Source organism: Hyphobacterium sp., from assembly GCF_965228115.1.
GTDB lineage: Bacteria > Pseudomonadota > Alphaproteobacteria > Caulobacterales > Maricaulaceae > Hyphobacterium.
The window spans coordinates 1,681,339-1,696,659 of record NZ_OZ245794.1; the positions used below are offsets into that span (position 1 = coordinate 1,681,339).

17 protein-coding genes are annotated in these 15,321 nt (G+C 58.8%); 13 read left to right on the forward strand and 4 right to left on the reverse strand.

The genetic code is table 11. The features are described 5' to 3' along the window. The first annotated feature begins 82 nt into the window (after positions 1–82). The 5 genes from ACO079_RS08730 (at position 83) to sdhA (ending at position 5,795) form a co-directional block, all read left to right on the forward strand. Entirely contained in the window at positions 83–1,474 is a 1,392-nt protein-coding gene (locus ACO079_RS08730; RefSeq protein ID WP_421789318.1) for an amidohydrolase family protein, read from the forward strand. A 412-nt stretch (positions 1,475–1,886) separates the two neighbouring features. Beyond that, the gene (locus tag ACO079_RS08735) at positions 1,887–3,122 is read left to right on the forward strand and encodes a hypothetical protein (RefSeq protein ID WP_421789320.1); all 1,236 of its coding nucleotides are present in this window, start codon (positions 1,887–1,889) and stop codon (positions 3,120–3,122) included. 84 nt (positions 3,123–3,206) lie between these two features. After that, complete coding sequence (gene sdhC / locus ACO079_RS08740) at positions 3,207–3,611, forward strand: succinate dehydrogenase, cytochrome b556 subunit (RefSeq protein ID WP_421789322.1); 405 nt, start codon at positions 3,207–3,209, stop codon at positions 3,609–3,611. Next, the gene (gene sdhD / locus ACO079_RS08745) at positions 3,608–3,988 is read left to right on the forward strand and encodes a succinate dehydrogenase, hydrophobic membrane anchor protein (RefSeq protein ID WP_421789324.1); all 381 of its coding nucleotides are present in this window, start codon (positions 3,608–3,610) and stop codon (positions 3,986–3,988) included. Before sdhC ends, sdhD begins: the two co-directional genes overlap by 4 nt. A gap of 19 nt (positions 3,989–4,007) precedes the next feature. After that, positions 4,008–5,795 (forward strand): succinate dehydrogenase flavoprotein subunit, encoded by a 1,788-nt coding sequence (gene sdhA / locus ACO079_RS08750; protein WP_421789326.1) that lies wholly within the window; start codon positions 4,008–4,010, stop codon positions 5,793–5,795. 17 nt (positions 5,796–5,812) lie between these two features. On the opposite strand, the gene ACO079_RS08755 is transcribed toward sdhA, so the two are convergent. After that, positions 5,813–6,025 (reverse strand): hypothetical protein, encoded by a 213-nt coding sequence (locus ACO079_RS08755; RefSeq protein WP_421789328.1) that lies wholly within the window; start codon positions 6,023–6,025, stop codon positions 5,813–5,815. 268 nt (positions 6,026–6,293) lie between these two features. Between ACO079_RS08755 and ACO079_RS08760 the strand changes: the two genes are divergently transcribed. Beyond that, complete coding sequence (locus ACO079_RS08760) at positions 6,294–6,716, forward strand: DUF3052 domain-containing protein (RefSeq protein WP_421789329.1); 423 nt, start codon at positions 6,294–6,296, stop codon at positions 6,714–6,716. Between the two features lie 3 nt (positions 6,717–6,719). Here the strand turns inward: ACO079_RS08760 and ACO079_RS08765 are convergent, their stop codons facing one another. Next, entirely contained in the window at positions 6,720–7,076 is a 357-nt protein-coding gene (locus ACO079_RS08765; protein WP_421789330.1) for a MarR family winged helix-turn-helix transcriptional regulator, read from the reverse strand. Between the two features lie 277 nt (positions 7,077–7,353). On the opposite strand from ACO079_RS08765, the gene creD reads away from it, so the two are divergent. The 3 genes from creD to ACO079_RS08780 all read left to right on the forward strand — a co-directional run bounded on the left by creD (position 7,354) and on the right by ACO079_RS08780 (position 10,084). Beyond that, positions 7,354–8,754 (forward strand): cell envelope integrity protein CreD, encoded by a 1,401-nt coding sequence (gene creD / locus ACO079_RS08770; protein WP_421789332.1) that lies wholly within the window; start codon positions 7,354–7,356, stop codon positions 8,752–8,754. A 104-nt stretch (positions 8,755–8,858) separates the two neighbouring features. After that, positions 8,859–9,638, forward strand: coding sequence for a succinate dehydrogenase iron-sulfur subunit (locus ACO079_RS08775; protein WP_421789334.1), 780 nt, complete (start codon positions 8,859–8,861; stop codon positions 9,636–9,638). Between the two features lie 74 nt (positions 9,639–9,712). Then, entirely contained in the window at positions 9,713–10,084 is a 372-nt protein-coding gene (locus ACO079_RS08780; protein ID WP_421789335.1) for a VOC family protein, read from the forward strand. Here ACO079_RS08780 and ACO079_RS08785 read toward each other — a convergent pair. Then, entirely contained in the window at positions 10,081–10,935 is an 855-nt protein-coding gene (locus ACO079_RS08785) for a 1-acyl-sn-glycerol-3-phosphate acyltransferase (protein ID WP_421789337.1), read from the reverse strand. The genes ACO079_RS08780 and ACO079_RS08785 overlap by 4 nt on opposite strands. Before the next feature lie 126 nt (positions 10,936–11,061). Between ACO079_RS08785 and ACO079_RS08790 the strand changes: the two genes are divergently transcribed. Beyond that, positions 11,062–11,613 (forward strand): hypothetical protein, encoded by a 552-nt coding sequence (locus tag ACO079_RS08790; RefSeq protein ID WP_421789339.1) that lies wholly within the window; start codon positions 11,062–11,064, stop codon positions 11,611–11,613. A gap of 18 nt (positions 11,614–11,631) precedes the next feature. On the opposite strand, the gene ACO079_RS08795 is transcribed toward ACO079_RS08790, so the two are convergent. Further along, positions 11,632–12,312, reverse strand: a complete 681-nt coding sequence (locus ACO079_RS08795; protein ID WP_421789341.1) for a hypothetical protein — start codon at positions 12,310–12,312, stop codon at positions 11,632–11,634. 249 nt (positions 12,313–12,561) lie between these two features. Between ACO079_RS08795 and ACO079_RS08800 the strand changes: the two genes are divergently transcribed. From ACO079_RS08800 to queG, 3 genes are read left to right on the forward strand one after another with little or no spacing between them, the layout of a single operon-like run. Continuing rightward, positions 12,562–13,539, forward strand: coding sequence for a cation diffusion facilitator family transporter (locus ACO079_RS08800; RefSeq protein ID WP_421789343.1), 978 nt, complete (start codon positions 12,562–12,564; stop codon positions 13,537–13,539). A 31-nt stretch (positions 13,540–13,570) separates the two neighbouring features. Then, positions 13,571–14,236 carry a glutathione S-transferase family protein gene (locus tag ACO079_RS08805; RefSeq protein ID WP_421789345.1) on the forward strand — a complete coding sequence of 222 codons (666 nt, stop codon included), beginning with the start codon at positions 13,571–13,573 and terminating at the stop codon, positions 14,234–14,236. Next, positions 14,220–15,254 carry a tRNA epoxyqueuosine(34) reductase QueG gene (gene queG / locus ACO079_RS08810; RefSeq protein WP_421789347.1) on the forward strand — a complete coding sequence of 345 codons (1,035 nt, stop codon included), beginning with the start codon at positions 14,220–14,222 and terminating at the stop codon, positions 15,252–15,254. Before ACO079_RS08805 ends, queG begins: the two co-directional genes overlap by 17 nt. Positions 15,255–15,321 lie beyond the last annotated feature (67 nt).

Genomic DNA, 15,321 nt, shown 5'->3' on the forward strand with positions numbered 1-15,321 from the left:
TACGCACAGCATGGCCGCGCGGATGGGTTTTGACCAATCTTGCAAACAGGCTAGCCTGTTTTCGCTTCTGGGGAGGGCAGGGATGATCTTAAGAACACTCACGATTTCGCTGAGCCTCGGCTTGGCGGCCACAGCGATGGCGCAGGATCGTCAGGCACTGGTCGGCGGCACGCTGATTGATGGCAATGGCGGCCCGCCCATCCGGAACTCCGTCATTCTGGTGGAAGGCGAGCGCATCCTGGCCGTCGGCAATCAGGACTCGCTGGACGTGCCGGACGACTATGAGATCGTCTCCACCGAAGGCATGACCGTCCTGCCCGGCCTGTGGGAAATGCACGCCCATCTGATGCTGACCGGCCACGCCAATTATTCACATTGGCACCCGTTTTATCGCGACCGCTTTGAAGACGAGATCATGCCGGCCTCTGCGGTGCAGCTCTTGCTCGCCGGCGTCACCACCGCCCGCGATCTGGGCGCACCTTTGGAAGAAAGCCTCTCCATCCGGGACCGCATCAATGCGGGCGAATTACCCGGTCCGCGCCTCTTTGTCTCCGGTCCTTTTTTGCAGAACGAGCCCTATCCCGGCACGGAAGACTATCGCATCGGCATCGACGGCGTCCGCGAAGCCCGCGAGCAGGTGCGCCGCCTGGTTGAAGCGGGTGTTGATGTCATCAAGCTGGTCGATCAGGACGAGATGGAGCTGGATGAGGTGCGCGCCCTCGTGGATGAAGCACACGCCCATGGCCTGACAGTCGTGGGCCATTCCCATCGATCCCAGGAGATACTGGTCGGCCTGGAAGTCGGCGTGGATAATTTCGAACATACCGGCCTCACCACCGCGCCGGAATATCCGCCCGAAGTGATCGAAGCGCTGCGCGAGCGCACCTCGCAAGGCCGGGTGCGCGGCGGGCCGCTTTACTGGACACCCACCATTGAAGGTCTGTGGAATTATGAGCGCACGCGCGATAATCCCGAACGGCTGGATAATGATTGCTGGCATCGCGGACTTCAGGCCGACACGATCGAGGATATCCAGCGCTCCCTCGCCTATGTAGAGCGCCTTTCCTACATGCAGCTGACCCCGCTGCGCCGGCCCACCCTGGCGCGCAAATTCGAGCAGCTGCGCGAGGCAGGCGTGGTCATGCTGATCGGCACGGACTCCGGCATCCCGACCAAATTCCACTGCCAGTCGACCTGGAATGAAATCGATATCTGGACGCGCGAGCTCGACGTACCGGTGATGGGTGTCATCCGCTCGGCCACCTATTGGCCGTCTGTCCTGATGGGCGTGTCAGAAGACTGGGGCCGCGTGCAGGAAGGCATGTATGCCGACATCATCGCGGTCGAAGGCGATCTCCTCACCTACCCGTCACTCCTGCAGAGCGTCGATTTCGTGATGAAGAGCGGGGTGATCTATGTCGAAGACGGTAATGTCATCGAAGAGCGCCTGCCGGAACAATTGCGGATGGAATAGTCGTTTTGGTTTGAATGGATCAAGCCGGGTGTTCTGCAACGATCTTCGGCTTCCCCTTAGGGACGAAAACGCCATTCCTTTCAGCTTTCATCCAACCACCCTCGCATCTCTCCGCCACCTGAGGCTCGAAACAGCCCTGCCTGTTGTGTATTAATGTATTAGCACATATTTCGACAAGGAGTATGTTGTGGTTGGGGCGGCGGCCTCGGAAATGATTGCTTTCCGATTAACAGCCTGTTCTGTTGGCAAGAAGAGGGGCGGGCAAGTTGATAGCACCGATGGGTTTAGGCTTGGCTGAAGGGCGATTGAGCCGCACCATTGCGGGCAGAGTGGCGTGAAGTGTTTGCCAAAAATGTTGGGGGTGGATTAACTAACGAACTTGAGGAAATACAGACGCGTTAGAGCCCCTGAGATGTTCGAATACCTGAAAAAAATAATTACAAAACTCAACCTCAGCATCGTGCTTTCCGTTGCAGGGCTCGTTTTGGCGTTAGCTGCATTCTACTTTGATATTTTTGGCTTCTCTCTTGACCGACAGGAAGCGAGGGAAACAACGGCAGGAATCGAAGAAAACCTTCGTCGGTTGGAAATGCTCGCAGAATCTCAGGTCTCTCACGATGTAGTGTTTATTCCCGGTGAACCTTCAGATTTTAACGCATTCGAGAATCTTCAGCCCAACGAGTATCTTGTTAGGCTGAATGCTGACAGAGATGGCCGAAATGCGTGCATCGTACTTTGGCGAAACAATCTAGAGTGGCAGGCGATAACGCGGATCTGGCCTTCCGACTCGAGCGCTCAGTCATCGAGGTACGAATGGGAGCTATACTTGCCACGATATGATTCGTATTTTTCATTTCTTGCTTATGAGAATTTAGCAGAAGACGATGACGATCACCTCTCTTGGTATATCGACCATGGAAACCAAGAGTTCAGAGTGCCGGGAGTTCATGTATCCGAGTCACGCGAATGCAATACGTCGCCGAAATTTGAGAGCGGCATGTGCTTAATCGTGCCTCAGCTGGACACCGAAACAATGCAGTATTTGGCGAGCATTGAAATTGAACTAATGTCGTTCGAACCGTCAGCTTCCGCCGAAGACTTAGTCTTTCAAGCGGCAGAGCCAAACGGTGAATTAGCTGATTTGTATGCAGACCGGGTCAGATGGGGTGATGAGGCTGTAGAAGAGTTCGATGAACTGTTCAGTTTGATTTCCAACAACCGTGGTATTTATGAGGCCGAGGAATCATTGTTTGGGACACTGCGGTCCGTCACCTATACAAACAATGAAACTAATTTAGCTCCGATTAATAGCCATAATCGGGAGATTCGCCGACAAGTCGAACAGGATACCGGTCAGATTACTATTACGGGCCGCAGGATTGACCGATCTGTAGTTCCCAGATCCGGACAAACCATCACGCGATGGGTTGCTGCGAGTGGCGGTATGTTGAACATTCAAAGGGTCGAACATAGACCTCTTATTTCACCGGTGCGGCAATGGCGCCCCTCACCGGATCAGGCAATTCCAGCCATTCGTTTTGATTCGAGCCGTTTCGAAGGGGCTTTGGCTGTCAGTCAGAGATGTGAAACGCTTTTAAATGCAGACGGTGAAGACTTCCGTGTAAATGTAATTGCGGAGTACCGATAACATACCGCATTGCCGCATTGATTTGGGGGCGGCGCGGCTTATTGTTTCCCACGAAGTCGGGAAGCATTTTTCAGGGAAACAGATATGGCCAGCGGAAACAGCAAGGCGCGGCCGCTTTCGCCTCACCTCCAGGTGTGGCGCTGGCATGCCACCATGCTCTCCTCCATCCTTCACCGGACCTCCGGTATCATCAACTATATCGGCGCGATTGCGCTGACGATCTGGGTCGTGTTGCTTGCCAGCGGGGCGGAAGAAAAAGTCGCGATCTTCACCTCCGGCGCGCTGTCGGGTCTCACCACTCTGGGCCTGATCGTGCTGACCTGGTCGGTGACCTATCACTGGCTCAATGGTCTGCGTCACCTCGCCTGGGATGCCGGCAAGGGCTTTGACCCGAAAGGCTCGAACACCCGCTCGGTGATCATCATCGCCCTGTCCTTTGTGCCGCCAGCGATCATCTGGTTTTTCGCCCTGACGGGAGGCGCCTCATGAGCTTCATGACCCCCGCCAAGCGCGTCAACAAGCTCGGCTCGGCGAAGTCGGGCGTGCATCATTTCGTCGCCCAGCGTGTTTCCGCGATTGCACTGGCAATTTCGCTGCCGCTTTTTGTCATCGCTCTGGCCTTTTCCGGCGCGCCAGACCCAGACGCTTCACGCGCCTTTTTCGGGTCGGCCTGGGGCGCCATCCTGACGCTGATCACGATGACTGCGACGCTCTACCACATGCGCCTGGGTTTGCAGGTCGTGGTGGAAGACTACATCCACGGGGCGGGGCCGAAGCTGACCCTTCTGATCGGCAACACGCTGGTTGCTTACGGGCTGTGGCTGGCTGGCGCCTATGCGCTCATCCGCCTCGCCGTGACGGGATAACAGGAAGATTTGAACACACATGTCCGAATATAGCTGGATCGATCATACCTATGATGTTGTGGTGGTGGGCGCCGGTGGCGCCGGTTTGCGGGCTGCCTTGGGCGCTGCGCAATCAGGTCTGAAAACCGCCTGCATCTCCAAAGTCTTCCCGACGCGCTCGCACACGGTTGCGGCCCAAGGCGGCATCTCGGCCAGCCTCGGCAATATGGGCGAGGATGACTGGCGCTGGCACATGTATGACACCGTCAAAGGCTCAGACTGGCTGGGCGATCAGGACGCGATTGAATATCTCTGCCGCAATGCGCCGGATGCCGTTTACGAGCTGGAACACTGGGGCGTGCCGTTTTCGCGCACCGAAGATGGCAAAATTTATCAGCGCGCCTTTGGTGGCATGACCCGCAATTATGGCGAAGGCCAGGTTCAACGCACCTGTGCCGCCGCCGACCGGACGGGCCACGCCATCCTGCACACGCTCTATGGCCAGTGCGTGAAGGAAGAGACCGAGTTTTTCATCGAGTATTTCGCGCTCGACCTCATCATGGATGATGAAGGCATCTGTCGCGGCGTCACCGCCTGGAAGCTGGATGATGGCACGCTGCACCGCTTCCGCGCGAAATCCGTCATTCTGGCCACCGGCGGCTATGGCCGGGCCTATTTCTCCTGCACTTCGGCACATACCTGCACCGGCGATGGCAATGCCATGGTCTTGCGCGCAGGTCTGCCGCTTCAGGACATGGAATTCGTTCAGTTCCACCCGACCGGCATTTATGGCGCGGGCGTTCTGATCACCGAGGGCGTGCGCGGCGAAGGCGGGTATCTCACCAATTCAGAAGGCGAGCGCTTCATGGAGCGCTACGCGCCGTCTGCGAAAGACCTCGCCAGCCGCGATGTGGTTTCACGTTCAATGACCATCGAGATCCGCGAGGGCCGCGGCGTCGGCCCGAAAAAAGACCATATCTATCTGCATCTGGACCATCTTGATCCGGACATCATTCACAAGCGTCTGCCGGGCATTTCCGAAAGCGCGCGGGTGTTTGCGGGTGTCGATGTCACCAAGGAACCCATCCCGGTTCTGCCGACGGTTCACTATAATATGGGCGGTATTCCGACCAATTATCATGGCGAAGTCCTGACCGTGAATGGCAAGGGCGAGGAAATCACCGTGCCGGGCCTGATGGCCGTGGGTGAAGCGGCGTGTGTTTCCGTACACGGGGCCAACCGCCTGGGTTCCAACTCGCTGATCGATCTGGTCGTCTTTGGCCGCGCTGCGGGAATTCGCGTGGGCGATACCGTCGATGCCGCCTCCAGCCAGCCAGATCTGCCGGTCAATGCCGGCGAAAATACGCTGGCGCGGCTGGATAAATACCGCAATGCCAAAGGCAATACGCCTACCGCCAAACTGCGCGACGACATGCAGGCGGCTATGCAGGAAAACTGCGCCGTCTTCCGCACCGGCGAGGTGATGAGCGAAGGCGTGGAGCGGATCAAACAGGTCTATGCCGGCCTGCCGGATATCAAGATCGCCGACCGCTCCATGATCTGGAACACCGATCTGATGGAAACGCTGGAGCTGGATAATCTCGTCGCGCAAGCCGCGGTTACCGTGAATGGCGGCGTCGCCCGTGAGGAAAGCCGCGGCGCCCATGCCCGCGAGGACTTCCCGGATCGCGATGACGAAGAATGGATGAAGCACACGCTCGCCTGGTGCGATGAGGACGGCAATATCCGCCTGGGCTATCGCGGCGTGCATAACTTCACGCTGTCCAACGACATCGCCTATATCGAGCCCAAAGCGCGGGTTTACTAGCGAGGCAAGTTGGTCGGCTAGGTATTCAAGTGAATATCGATACCGTTTTCGTTCGACACTGTTTTAAGCACTTCTCGTAACACTTCGGTTGTCATCCACGTCTTTTCGGTCAGATGGTAGACCCAACTAACCACTTTCTCAGGTGTGTCTATCCGACTGAGATGGATGTTATATTCGTATTTAACGTCAATAACTAAGTGGCCGTCCTCTACACGCACAGCTTTCGTCATGGAGTTTCTCCCAATCGATAACGCTTATGGCCGCTACGATCGCGCGGTCGGCCCGAGCGGTCAACCACAAGACGTGGTGCCTTTATGAGCACCAAAACATCACTCGAAGCCTATAGCCCCTCACCCTCGAAAGCCGTCCATTGTCATGGCCGCCTTCCTCTTCCCTCTCCCCTTTCAAAGGGGAGAGGGTAAGGGCGCGAAATCACCCTTGTGATGAGCGTCCGGGGTGAGGGGTTGAAGCCATTGCTATTGCGGCTAGCCTCCCTTCATGACCTACACCGTCGGCTATTCCGGAACGCCTCTCCCCAAAAAGCTCGGCCTGAAGGACGGTCAGGCGGTATGCTTTATCAACCTGCCGGAAAACCTGTTTTGGCTCAACGAGGCGGCGGAATTCATCGATCTGTCCGATGCACCCGAACCGGGTGGCGAGCTGGATGTCGTCCATCTTTTTGTCATGTCCAAAGACCAGATGAATTCGGCCTTGCCGCAAGCCCGACTGGCCATCGCCCAGACCGGTATGGTCTGGGTCAGCTGGCCAAAAAAGGCGTCCAGGGTCGTAACCGATATGAGTGAAGACGCCATCCGCGAGGCGGCCTTCCCGCTCGATCTGGTGGATATCAAGGTCTGCGCCGTCGATGAATTATGGTCCGGATTGAAACTCGTCATCCGCAAGGACAAACGGCTAGGGTAATCGTTAGAGGTTCCGCTCGCCTACCTCATCGCCTTTCGGCAAGGCGTCAATCGACTGCCGCCACAGCTTCATTGCCTCTTCCAGTCTTATCTCCCCGCGCACGGTCAGCCGCAAATCCTTGCGCCGCTTGTCGTCCGGGTGGGGGGCGGACAGGACCAGCCCATCGCGAATGATCACGCTGAGCGTCCGGGACAGGGTCGAGACGTCATGACCCGTTTTCTGCGCCATGGTTTTGAGGTTTTGCGTTCGGTCTGCCGCGATCGCGGCCAACAGGCTGAACTGTTCCGGTGTTAAATTCACGGGTTTGAGCGCACTTTCGAGATAGCGCGTCAGCAGCCGCGCACGGGTTCGCGCCTGCATGACGGGGCAATCTTCAAGCACCAAACTGGAGGGCGTGCTAGATTTCATAATATTGATTTGATTCGGCTTTCATTCTCACAAAACCCTAATAATTTGCATATACAATTAATATTTCCTTCGCCGATATCTAACAGCCACCCAGTGAAATTTTTATACTTGTATATACAATTATTTGACTTTGGCAAAACCATTTGGGCGAAATCGCCCCGCCCGCGCCGCATTTGCGCCGTCGCCGGCCCCTAACCGTCTTCGCGCTGGGGAGAGGGAAGGGAAATTCATGGCGCAATCACCACTCGCAGCCCGGTCACTCGGGCTCAAACTGCTGGCCGTTGGCTTTATTGTTATTCTGCTGGCCGTTCCGCTTTTATTTGTCAGCATTCTGTCCTGGGAACGCGCGGGCCGGGCCGATGAGGTCCGGGCCGAGGTCGGCGAAGCCTATGGCGGACCCCAACTGGTAAGGGGTCCGTTCCTGGTCCTGCCGGTGCAAATCGAAACGCCGGTCGAGATCCGCGAAGACGGCCAGACCCGCACCGAGATCCGGCGTTCAACCGAACACATTATCCTGTCGGCGGATCAGCTGCAGGTTGACATTGCCCAGGCCAGCACGCTGCGCCGCCGGGCGATTTATGATGTCCCGGTCTTTGACGCAGCAATTCAGATGGAAGGCCGGTTTGCTCTTCCCCCTCTGGGCAATCTGACCCCGCAATATGGCACCATTGACTGGAGCGGGGCCGAGATCGTCTTTGCCATCAGCGATCTGCGCGGCATTGGCGAAGATCTGGTGTTTGAAACCGGAATGGGGCAGCGGCTTCGGTTTGAACCGCAAACCGTGTTTGACCGGTTGAGCCCCCATGCGGTGATCGACAGCAATAATGCCGGAGACGCACAAGCCGGGCGCTGGCAGGGCGTGGCCGCCGGCCTGGATCGTCTTGCGCCGGAAGCCGGGTTTGATTTCACTGCCAGCCTGCAATTGAGCGGCGCGGATTTGTTGCTGGTCGCCGCCTCCGGGCGGGAAACGCAGGTGTCCCTGCAATCTGACTGGCCGCACCCCAGCTTTCTCGGCGCCTACCTGCCGCAAACCCGCGACATCAGCGACGGCGGCCATGCCGCCAGCTGGCAGGTGCCTTATCTCGCACGCGGCGTTCCGGGCGTCTGGCGTCAGAGCCAGTTTGATATCCGCAATGTAGACCGCACTGCTTTTGGTGTGCGCCTGTTTTCACCGGCAGATGGCTATACGAATGTCGGCCGCTCGCTGAAATATGCGATCTTCTTCATCGGCTTTTTGATGTTGATGTTTTTCCTGATTGAGGCCGCGACACGCGACCGCATTCATGCCGCGCAATACCTTCTGATCGGCGTAACTCAAGTCATTTTCTATCTGCTTTTGCTGGCCTTTTCAGAACATATGGCGACTTTCACCGCCTATCTGACGGCCTCTGCCGCGACGATCACGCTGACTGCTCTTTATGCGGCTGCGGCCTTTAAAAACCGCACCAAGGGCATGGCCGTTTTTGGCGTGCTCAGCGTTATCTATGCCATGCAATATGCGCTGGTTCTGTTGGAGGACTATGCCCTTTTGATGGGCGCGGTGCTGGCCTTCCTGGCCATGGCGATCACCATGTATGTGACACGCCGGCTGGACTGGTATGCACTGGGTCCAGCCACGGCCAAGACCTGAGGCGAATTGACCCGCCAGCGACTGAAGCTGGCGGGTCGACTTCCTTTACGGTCAAGATACATTCTGATGCGAAACGTAAGACCGGTTCCTCAAAAGGATTTCTGATGGTTGAGTTAGCGCTTCCGAAAGCTTCCAGACCCAAAAAAGGCAAGACATGGCCCAAGCCGGAAGGCGCGAAAAATACGCGCACCTTCAAGGTCTACCGCTATGATCCGGATGGCGGCGGCAATCCCACCTGGGATACCTACACCATAGACACGGATGATTGCGGGCCGATGGTTCTCGATGCCCTGTTCTGGATCAAGAACAATGTGGATTCCTCGCTGGCCTTCCGCCGCTCCTGCCGTGAGGGCGTGTGCGGCTCCTGCGCAATGAATATTGGCGGGCGCAACACCATTGCCTGCACCAAGGGCATGGATGAGGTCAGAGGCGACATCACGATCGCCCCGCTGCCGCACCAACCGGTAGTGAAAGATCTCATCCCGGACCTGACAGATTTCTACGCTCAGCACGCCTTTGTGCAGCCCTATCTGCAAACCAAAACCGCCGAGCCGGAAAAAGAGTGGAAGCAGTCTGAAGAAGACCGCTCCAAGATGGACGGGCTTTATGAGTGCATCATGTGCGCGTCCTGCTCGACCGCTTGCCCGTCTTATTGGTGGAATGGTGACAAGTATCTTGGCCCGGCAGCCTTGCTTCAGGCCTATCGCTGGATTGTCGACAGCCGCGATGAAATGACCGGCGAGCGTCTGGATGATCTGGAAGATCCGTTCAAGCTCTATCGCTGTCACACCATCATGAACTGTGCCCAGGTCTGCCCGAAGGGCTTGAACCCGGCAGAAGCCATCGCCGGCATCAAGCAGCTGATGGTGGAACGCGAAACCTAGGCGGAACAACCGCCAGAAGGTGAATATTCCAAAATTTAGGCTAGGGTTGCTCCCAACAACGGGAGGACGCAGTCATGCCGCTGGGCGCATTTTCAGTTTCGCTGGCCGTAAAGGACATCGAAGCATCCAAGAAATTCTACGAAATCCTCGGCTTTACGACGATGGGCGGGGATCAATCTCAGGGCTGGCTGATCCTGAAAAACGGGGACACGATTCTCGGTCTCTTCCAGGGCATGTTCGAAAAGAACACGCTGACCTTCAATCCCGGTTGGGATCAGGATGCGAATAACCTGGATGAGTTCGAAGATGTCCGGGCGCTTCAACAGAAGTTCAAGGACGCAGGTCTGGATGTGGGGGATCCGATTGACCCGGAGAGCTCAGGTCCCGCGCATTTTGCCTTGACCGACCCGGACGGAAACCCGGTCCTGATTGATCAACATCGCTAGGGCCGTCCCCAGGCGAGCTTCTCGCAGGCCTCACGAACGATAGTCGTCGCTTCCGCCTCGCTCTCCGGCAGGGATCTGGGATCAATCGCCTCGCCGAAGCGCAAAGGATAGGGCGCGCCTTTCTTGCCGATAAAGCCTTGAAACACCGTCATATCCTTCAGCTCGGTGTGGATTTGCGCCAGCGCGTAATATAGCACCGGCATTCTTTGCTGAACGCCCAGGGGGATGATCGGCTGATTGAAACGCCGGGCGAAGCTGACCGCAGTGGGCATCCAGGGTTTTTCGCGCAGACGGAATTGGCGCCAGTCCCACTCGGCCATGGCCCCGGCGGGGAAAATCACCACACAGCGCTCTGATTTGAACGCCTCCAGCGCCGAGCGCAGCGTTTCACGCGCATTTTGCCGGCTGCGCTGGTTCTGCCGCCATTCCACCGGAATAATGAGATCCGCCAGCCCCGGGCTGACCCGCAACGCGTCCCGGTTGGCGAAGAAACACACATCCGGCCGGCGTTCCCGCAGCGCATCCCACACCGCCACGCCATCGGCAATCCCGCCGGGATGGTTGGCGATCACCACACACCCGCCACGTTCGGGAATCCTGTCCAGATTCTCCGCCTCCGGGCGGAGATAGAGATAGTCGCTAACCCATTTCAGCGTCTCATCGCCGGACTTTTCCGCAATCGCATCGGCAATGCCCAGCGCCTTTTGATAGCCGAGCAGCGGATAGGCCAGCGCCTTGATCGCCGACCAGACGCGTGGCCGCTCGCGCAGCTTGGGCGCGCGCTCCTCGATCAGGCGATCGACGATATGCCGGTTCATATCCTCGTTCGGCGGGTCATAGACGTAATCCATACCGCATTGATCACAGCCCCGGCAAAACGTGCAAGCACCGCTCGCATTAACCTTCTGGCAAGACTTGGCACTCGCCTTGCGGGGGAATGCCCCAACGTTAACACACTGTACACGATTGGAACGCTTATGGCCGTCCTGGATACCGCGACCTCCCCGTCCCTTCTGTCCCGCCTCACCTCGCCCTGGCGCAAATTCAAGCGCACGGCCTGGCATCGCCATGCAGCCGCCGATCTGGTGCTGGAGGATTTTCTGGATGGTGCGATCCGGCCCGGCGACAAGGTGTTACAGCTGGGTGCCGCCAATCACGTCACGGCCTGCATGCTGGCGCGCGGCGCTTTCATGGCGCTGGTCGCCCCGCCGGCCTGTGCGGAAGCGGTGGATGCCATTTGCCAGCTTCGCGGCTGCTCTTCTGGGCGTTTGCGCCTGTTTGCAAGTATTGGCGGGTCAAGCAATGCCGGAGAAATGGATGCCGTCTGGCTGTCCCGAACGCTTTCGCTGGCGCAACTGGCCGCCCATTACCGTCATGCGCAATCCCGCCTCAACACGGGTGGCACGCTTTATCTGGACGGGCTCGATACCGCTCATGGAAAATCCCTGTTCAAACAATTGAACAAGGATGACGCCTGGCGGCTGGATGAGGTTCTGTCCGGCGAAATTGCGGTGTTCCGGACGATTTAGCGGAACGGTTATCAGAAACTAGTACGGCACGCCGCCGCCGGGTTGGCGCTGGCCACCGGGCTGGCGTGTCTCTTCGCGCCGCGGGCGTTGCGGGCGCTGGCGGGACCGTTCCCGGTCGCTGCGGATTGCATCCGCGCATTCCGCGCTGGACCGGCCGACCGACAGGGGCTGTGGCACAAAACGGGCCGCCGCTAATTCGGTTTCGGCCATGACGTCATCGCTGACGCCCTCCCGGATTTCAGCGATTGTGTCCGCATCCATGCGGGTCAGGCCCAGCGAAATCTCGCGCACATTATTGGTGTAGAGCAGCGCCCAATAAGCCGCCTGCTGCGCCGCACCGGTTTCATGAAAATGGTGCGCCAGCGCGGCCTGTGAAGCGCCCCAACCGGCCTCGCCAGACCGTTCAAGATAGTCTTCACCGGTTTCCAGATAGTCTTCGCTGCCCTCGACGCCTTGCGAAGCCAGTTCCAGCGCCGTTGTACCGGCATAATACCAGGCCACTTCATAGCCATTGCCGTATTCCGCCGCACAGACGAAATAATCGTGCGCCGCAGCGGTCTCGCCGCGTTCCAGAGATTGCAAGCCGCGGCCATAGGCGGCATCGCCACCGGTCCCGCCCCGGAACGCGTTTTCGTTATCCGTCGTGCCACAGGCGGCCAGAATGAGCGGAAACGCGAGAAGATAAGCTGTCTTTTTCATGGAACGGATCATCGCGCAGACCGCCCCGCCAGCGCAAGCCTTGAAGTCCGCAACCGGTACGGGAAAATGCTGACCGGTCCTCAAACCCTCTGGGCGGGGCCGTTTCGGCAGAACAGGACAGGCAGGGGATCGGATAGGGCCGTCCTGTCCGGGTGGGGCCGGTCAGCACATGAGAAACGAATCTGCATCTTATAATCCGTCGCAAACATCGCATTTGAACGCCTGGCAGAGGCGCGCCATATAGCGGGCATGCCGCATGATCACTCCCCCAGCGAAGCCGGGCCGGGCAAGCTGCCGCCGCAAAAGGCCAAGCGCATCACCTCGCGCACCACGACACTGTCCGTGTCGGTGGCGCTCATCCTGGTGATCACAAAGGCGGTCGCCTGGTGGGCGTCGGGCTCTGTTGCCCTGCTCGCTTCGCTGGCCGATAGCGCGCTGGACCTTCTCGCCTCGCTGATGACGTTCTTTGCTGTGCGCTTTGCCGCGGTACCCGCTGATGACGACCATCGCTTTGGCCATGGCAAGGCCGAGGCTCTGGCCAGCTTTGCGCAGGCGCTCTTCGTCGCGCTCTCGGCCGGGCTGCTATTACGCGAAGCGTGGATACATCTTGCTGTACCCCGGCCCTTGCTGAATGGCGAATGGGCCATTGGCGTGATGGTACTGTCCATCCTGCTCACCGCCGGTCTGGTCTGGGCCCAGACCCGCGCCATCAAGCAAACCGGCTCAGTCGCCGTCTCGGGTGATCGCGCTCATTACATGGCCGATCTGGCGGCCAATCTGGCGGTCATCACCGGCATTGCCGCCACCGCCTTTCTCGCGTTTCCGTTGGCTGATCCCCTCATCGGCGCGGGCGTGGCCCTCTGGCTGTTCTGGTCCGCCTGGCAGGTGGCGCAAGGCGCGTTCGATCAGATGCTGGATAAGGAATTGCCAGAGGCCGAACGGCAGAGAATTCTCGATCTTGCCGGCGATGACACCCGCATTTATGGCGTGCATCAGCTACGCACCCGCGCCGCCGGACCCCTGATCCATATCCAGATGCATCTGGATCTCGACCCCAACCTCACCCTCGAAGACGCGCACAAAATCGTCGTGGCCGCGGAAAAGCGCGTGCAGGCCCAATATCCCGCCGCCGACATTCTCATTCATCCGGACCCGCACGGTAAAGCCGAACCGCACGGGCTCAACTTCCTGCGGGGCGAAAGCGCCGATACGGCGAAAGACGCTTAATCTGCCGCGAAAATCACCCTAGCTTCGCATCATGCGCATTCTTCACCATTGGCCGCTTGATCCTGCTTCCCGCGCTGCGCGCTTTGCGCTGGCGGAAAAGGGGCTGGATTTTGACCTGCAAGAAGAGCGTCCCTGGCTGCGCCCGGAACCCCTGTTTGATCTGAACCCGGCTGGCGGTTTGCCGGTCTTGCAAGATAAAACCGCCACGATCGCTGAAATGCGGCCCATTCTGGAATATCTCGACGAAGCCTATCCCGGACAACCTTTGATGCCGCGCGGCGCGGTGGAACGCGCCGAAGTGCGCCGCCTGATGGGCTGGTTTGAACTAAAATATTCCGGCGAGGTGGATGCTTACCTCCTGCATGAAAAGCTGGAAAAGCGCGCACAGTCCTTGGGCGCACCGGACCCGCAAGCCATCCGCGAAGGCCGCGATCATTTGCGCTGGCATATGGATTATCTGACCGGCCTGCTCGAAACACGCGATGGGCTGGCCGGCCCGCGCTTTTCCCTCGCCGATATCGTCGCAGCGGCGCATCTGTCCTGTGCGGATTATCTGGGCGATGCCCCGTTTGACGAATTTCCGGCGGTGAAAACCTGGTATGCCCGGATTAAATGCCGGCCCGCCTTCCGTGGCCTGCTGGCTGACCGATTGCCGGGCCTGCCCCCGTCGAAGCAATATGATGATCTCGACTTCTAGGGAATCCTGGCGCGCCAAAGCAAAAGGGCTCGGCTTTTCCTCCCTTCGCATCTGCCGGGCGGATGAGGCGTGGGAGGCCGCCGCGCGGCTGGAGGCTTTCGTCGAGCAGGGCCATCACGGCACGATGGCGTGGATGAAGGACACGCTGGATCGCCGCAAACACCCCAACGGCATGTGGCCGCAAGCCAAATCCGCGATCATCGTCGCCATGAATTACGGGCCGGACGCCGACCCGCTGGAGGACCTGGAGAACACATCCGCCGGCAATATCTCGGTCTATGCCCGCCATCGCGACTATCACGATGTGATCAAGGGCAGACTGAAACAACTGGCCGGGCAGGTGGCGAAGGGCACGGGCGAAGAAGTGAAGGTCTTCGTTGATACCGCGCCCCTGATGGAAAAGCCGCTGGCCGAGAAAGCCGGGCTAGGCTGGCAGGGCAAGCATACAAACCTGGTCAGCCGCGAGCTCGGCTCCTGGTTTTTCCTCGGCGTCATCCTGACGACCGCCGCACTGGAACCCGACGCGCCCGGTCAGGACCATTGCGGGGCATGCCGCGCCTGTCTCGATATCTGCCCGACCAGCGCCTTCCCCGCACCCTACCAGCTCGATGCGCGCCGCTGTATCTCCTACCTCACCATCGAGCACAAAGGCCCGATCCCGGAAGAGTTCCGCAAACCCATGGGCAATCGCATCTATGGCTGTGATGATTGTCTGGCCGTCTGCCCGTGGAATAAATTCGCCAGCGAGGCCAGCGAAGCCAAACTCATCGCCCGCGAGGATCTAAAATCCCCGCCTCTCTCCGATCTGCTGGCGCTGGATGATGCCGCGTTTCGCCAGCTTTTCTCCGGCTCGCCCATCAAGCGCATTGGCCGCGATCGCTTCATCCGCAACTGCCTGATTGCGGCGGGTAATTCGGGGGACGCGTCACTGGTGCCGCTGGTTGAAGCGTTGCGCTCTGATCCGGACCCGGTTGTGGCGGAAGCCGCCAATTGGGCGTTGGGGGAGCTGTCGGATTAGTTTCGGCGAACCCCTACCCCTCCCCACAAGGGGGAGGGGATTCATTGTGCGTTCGAGTACACCTTCG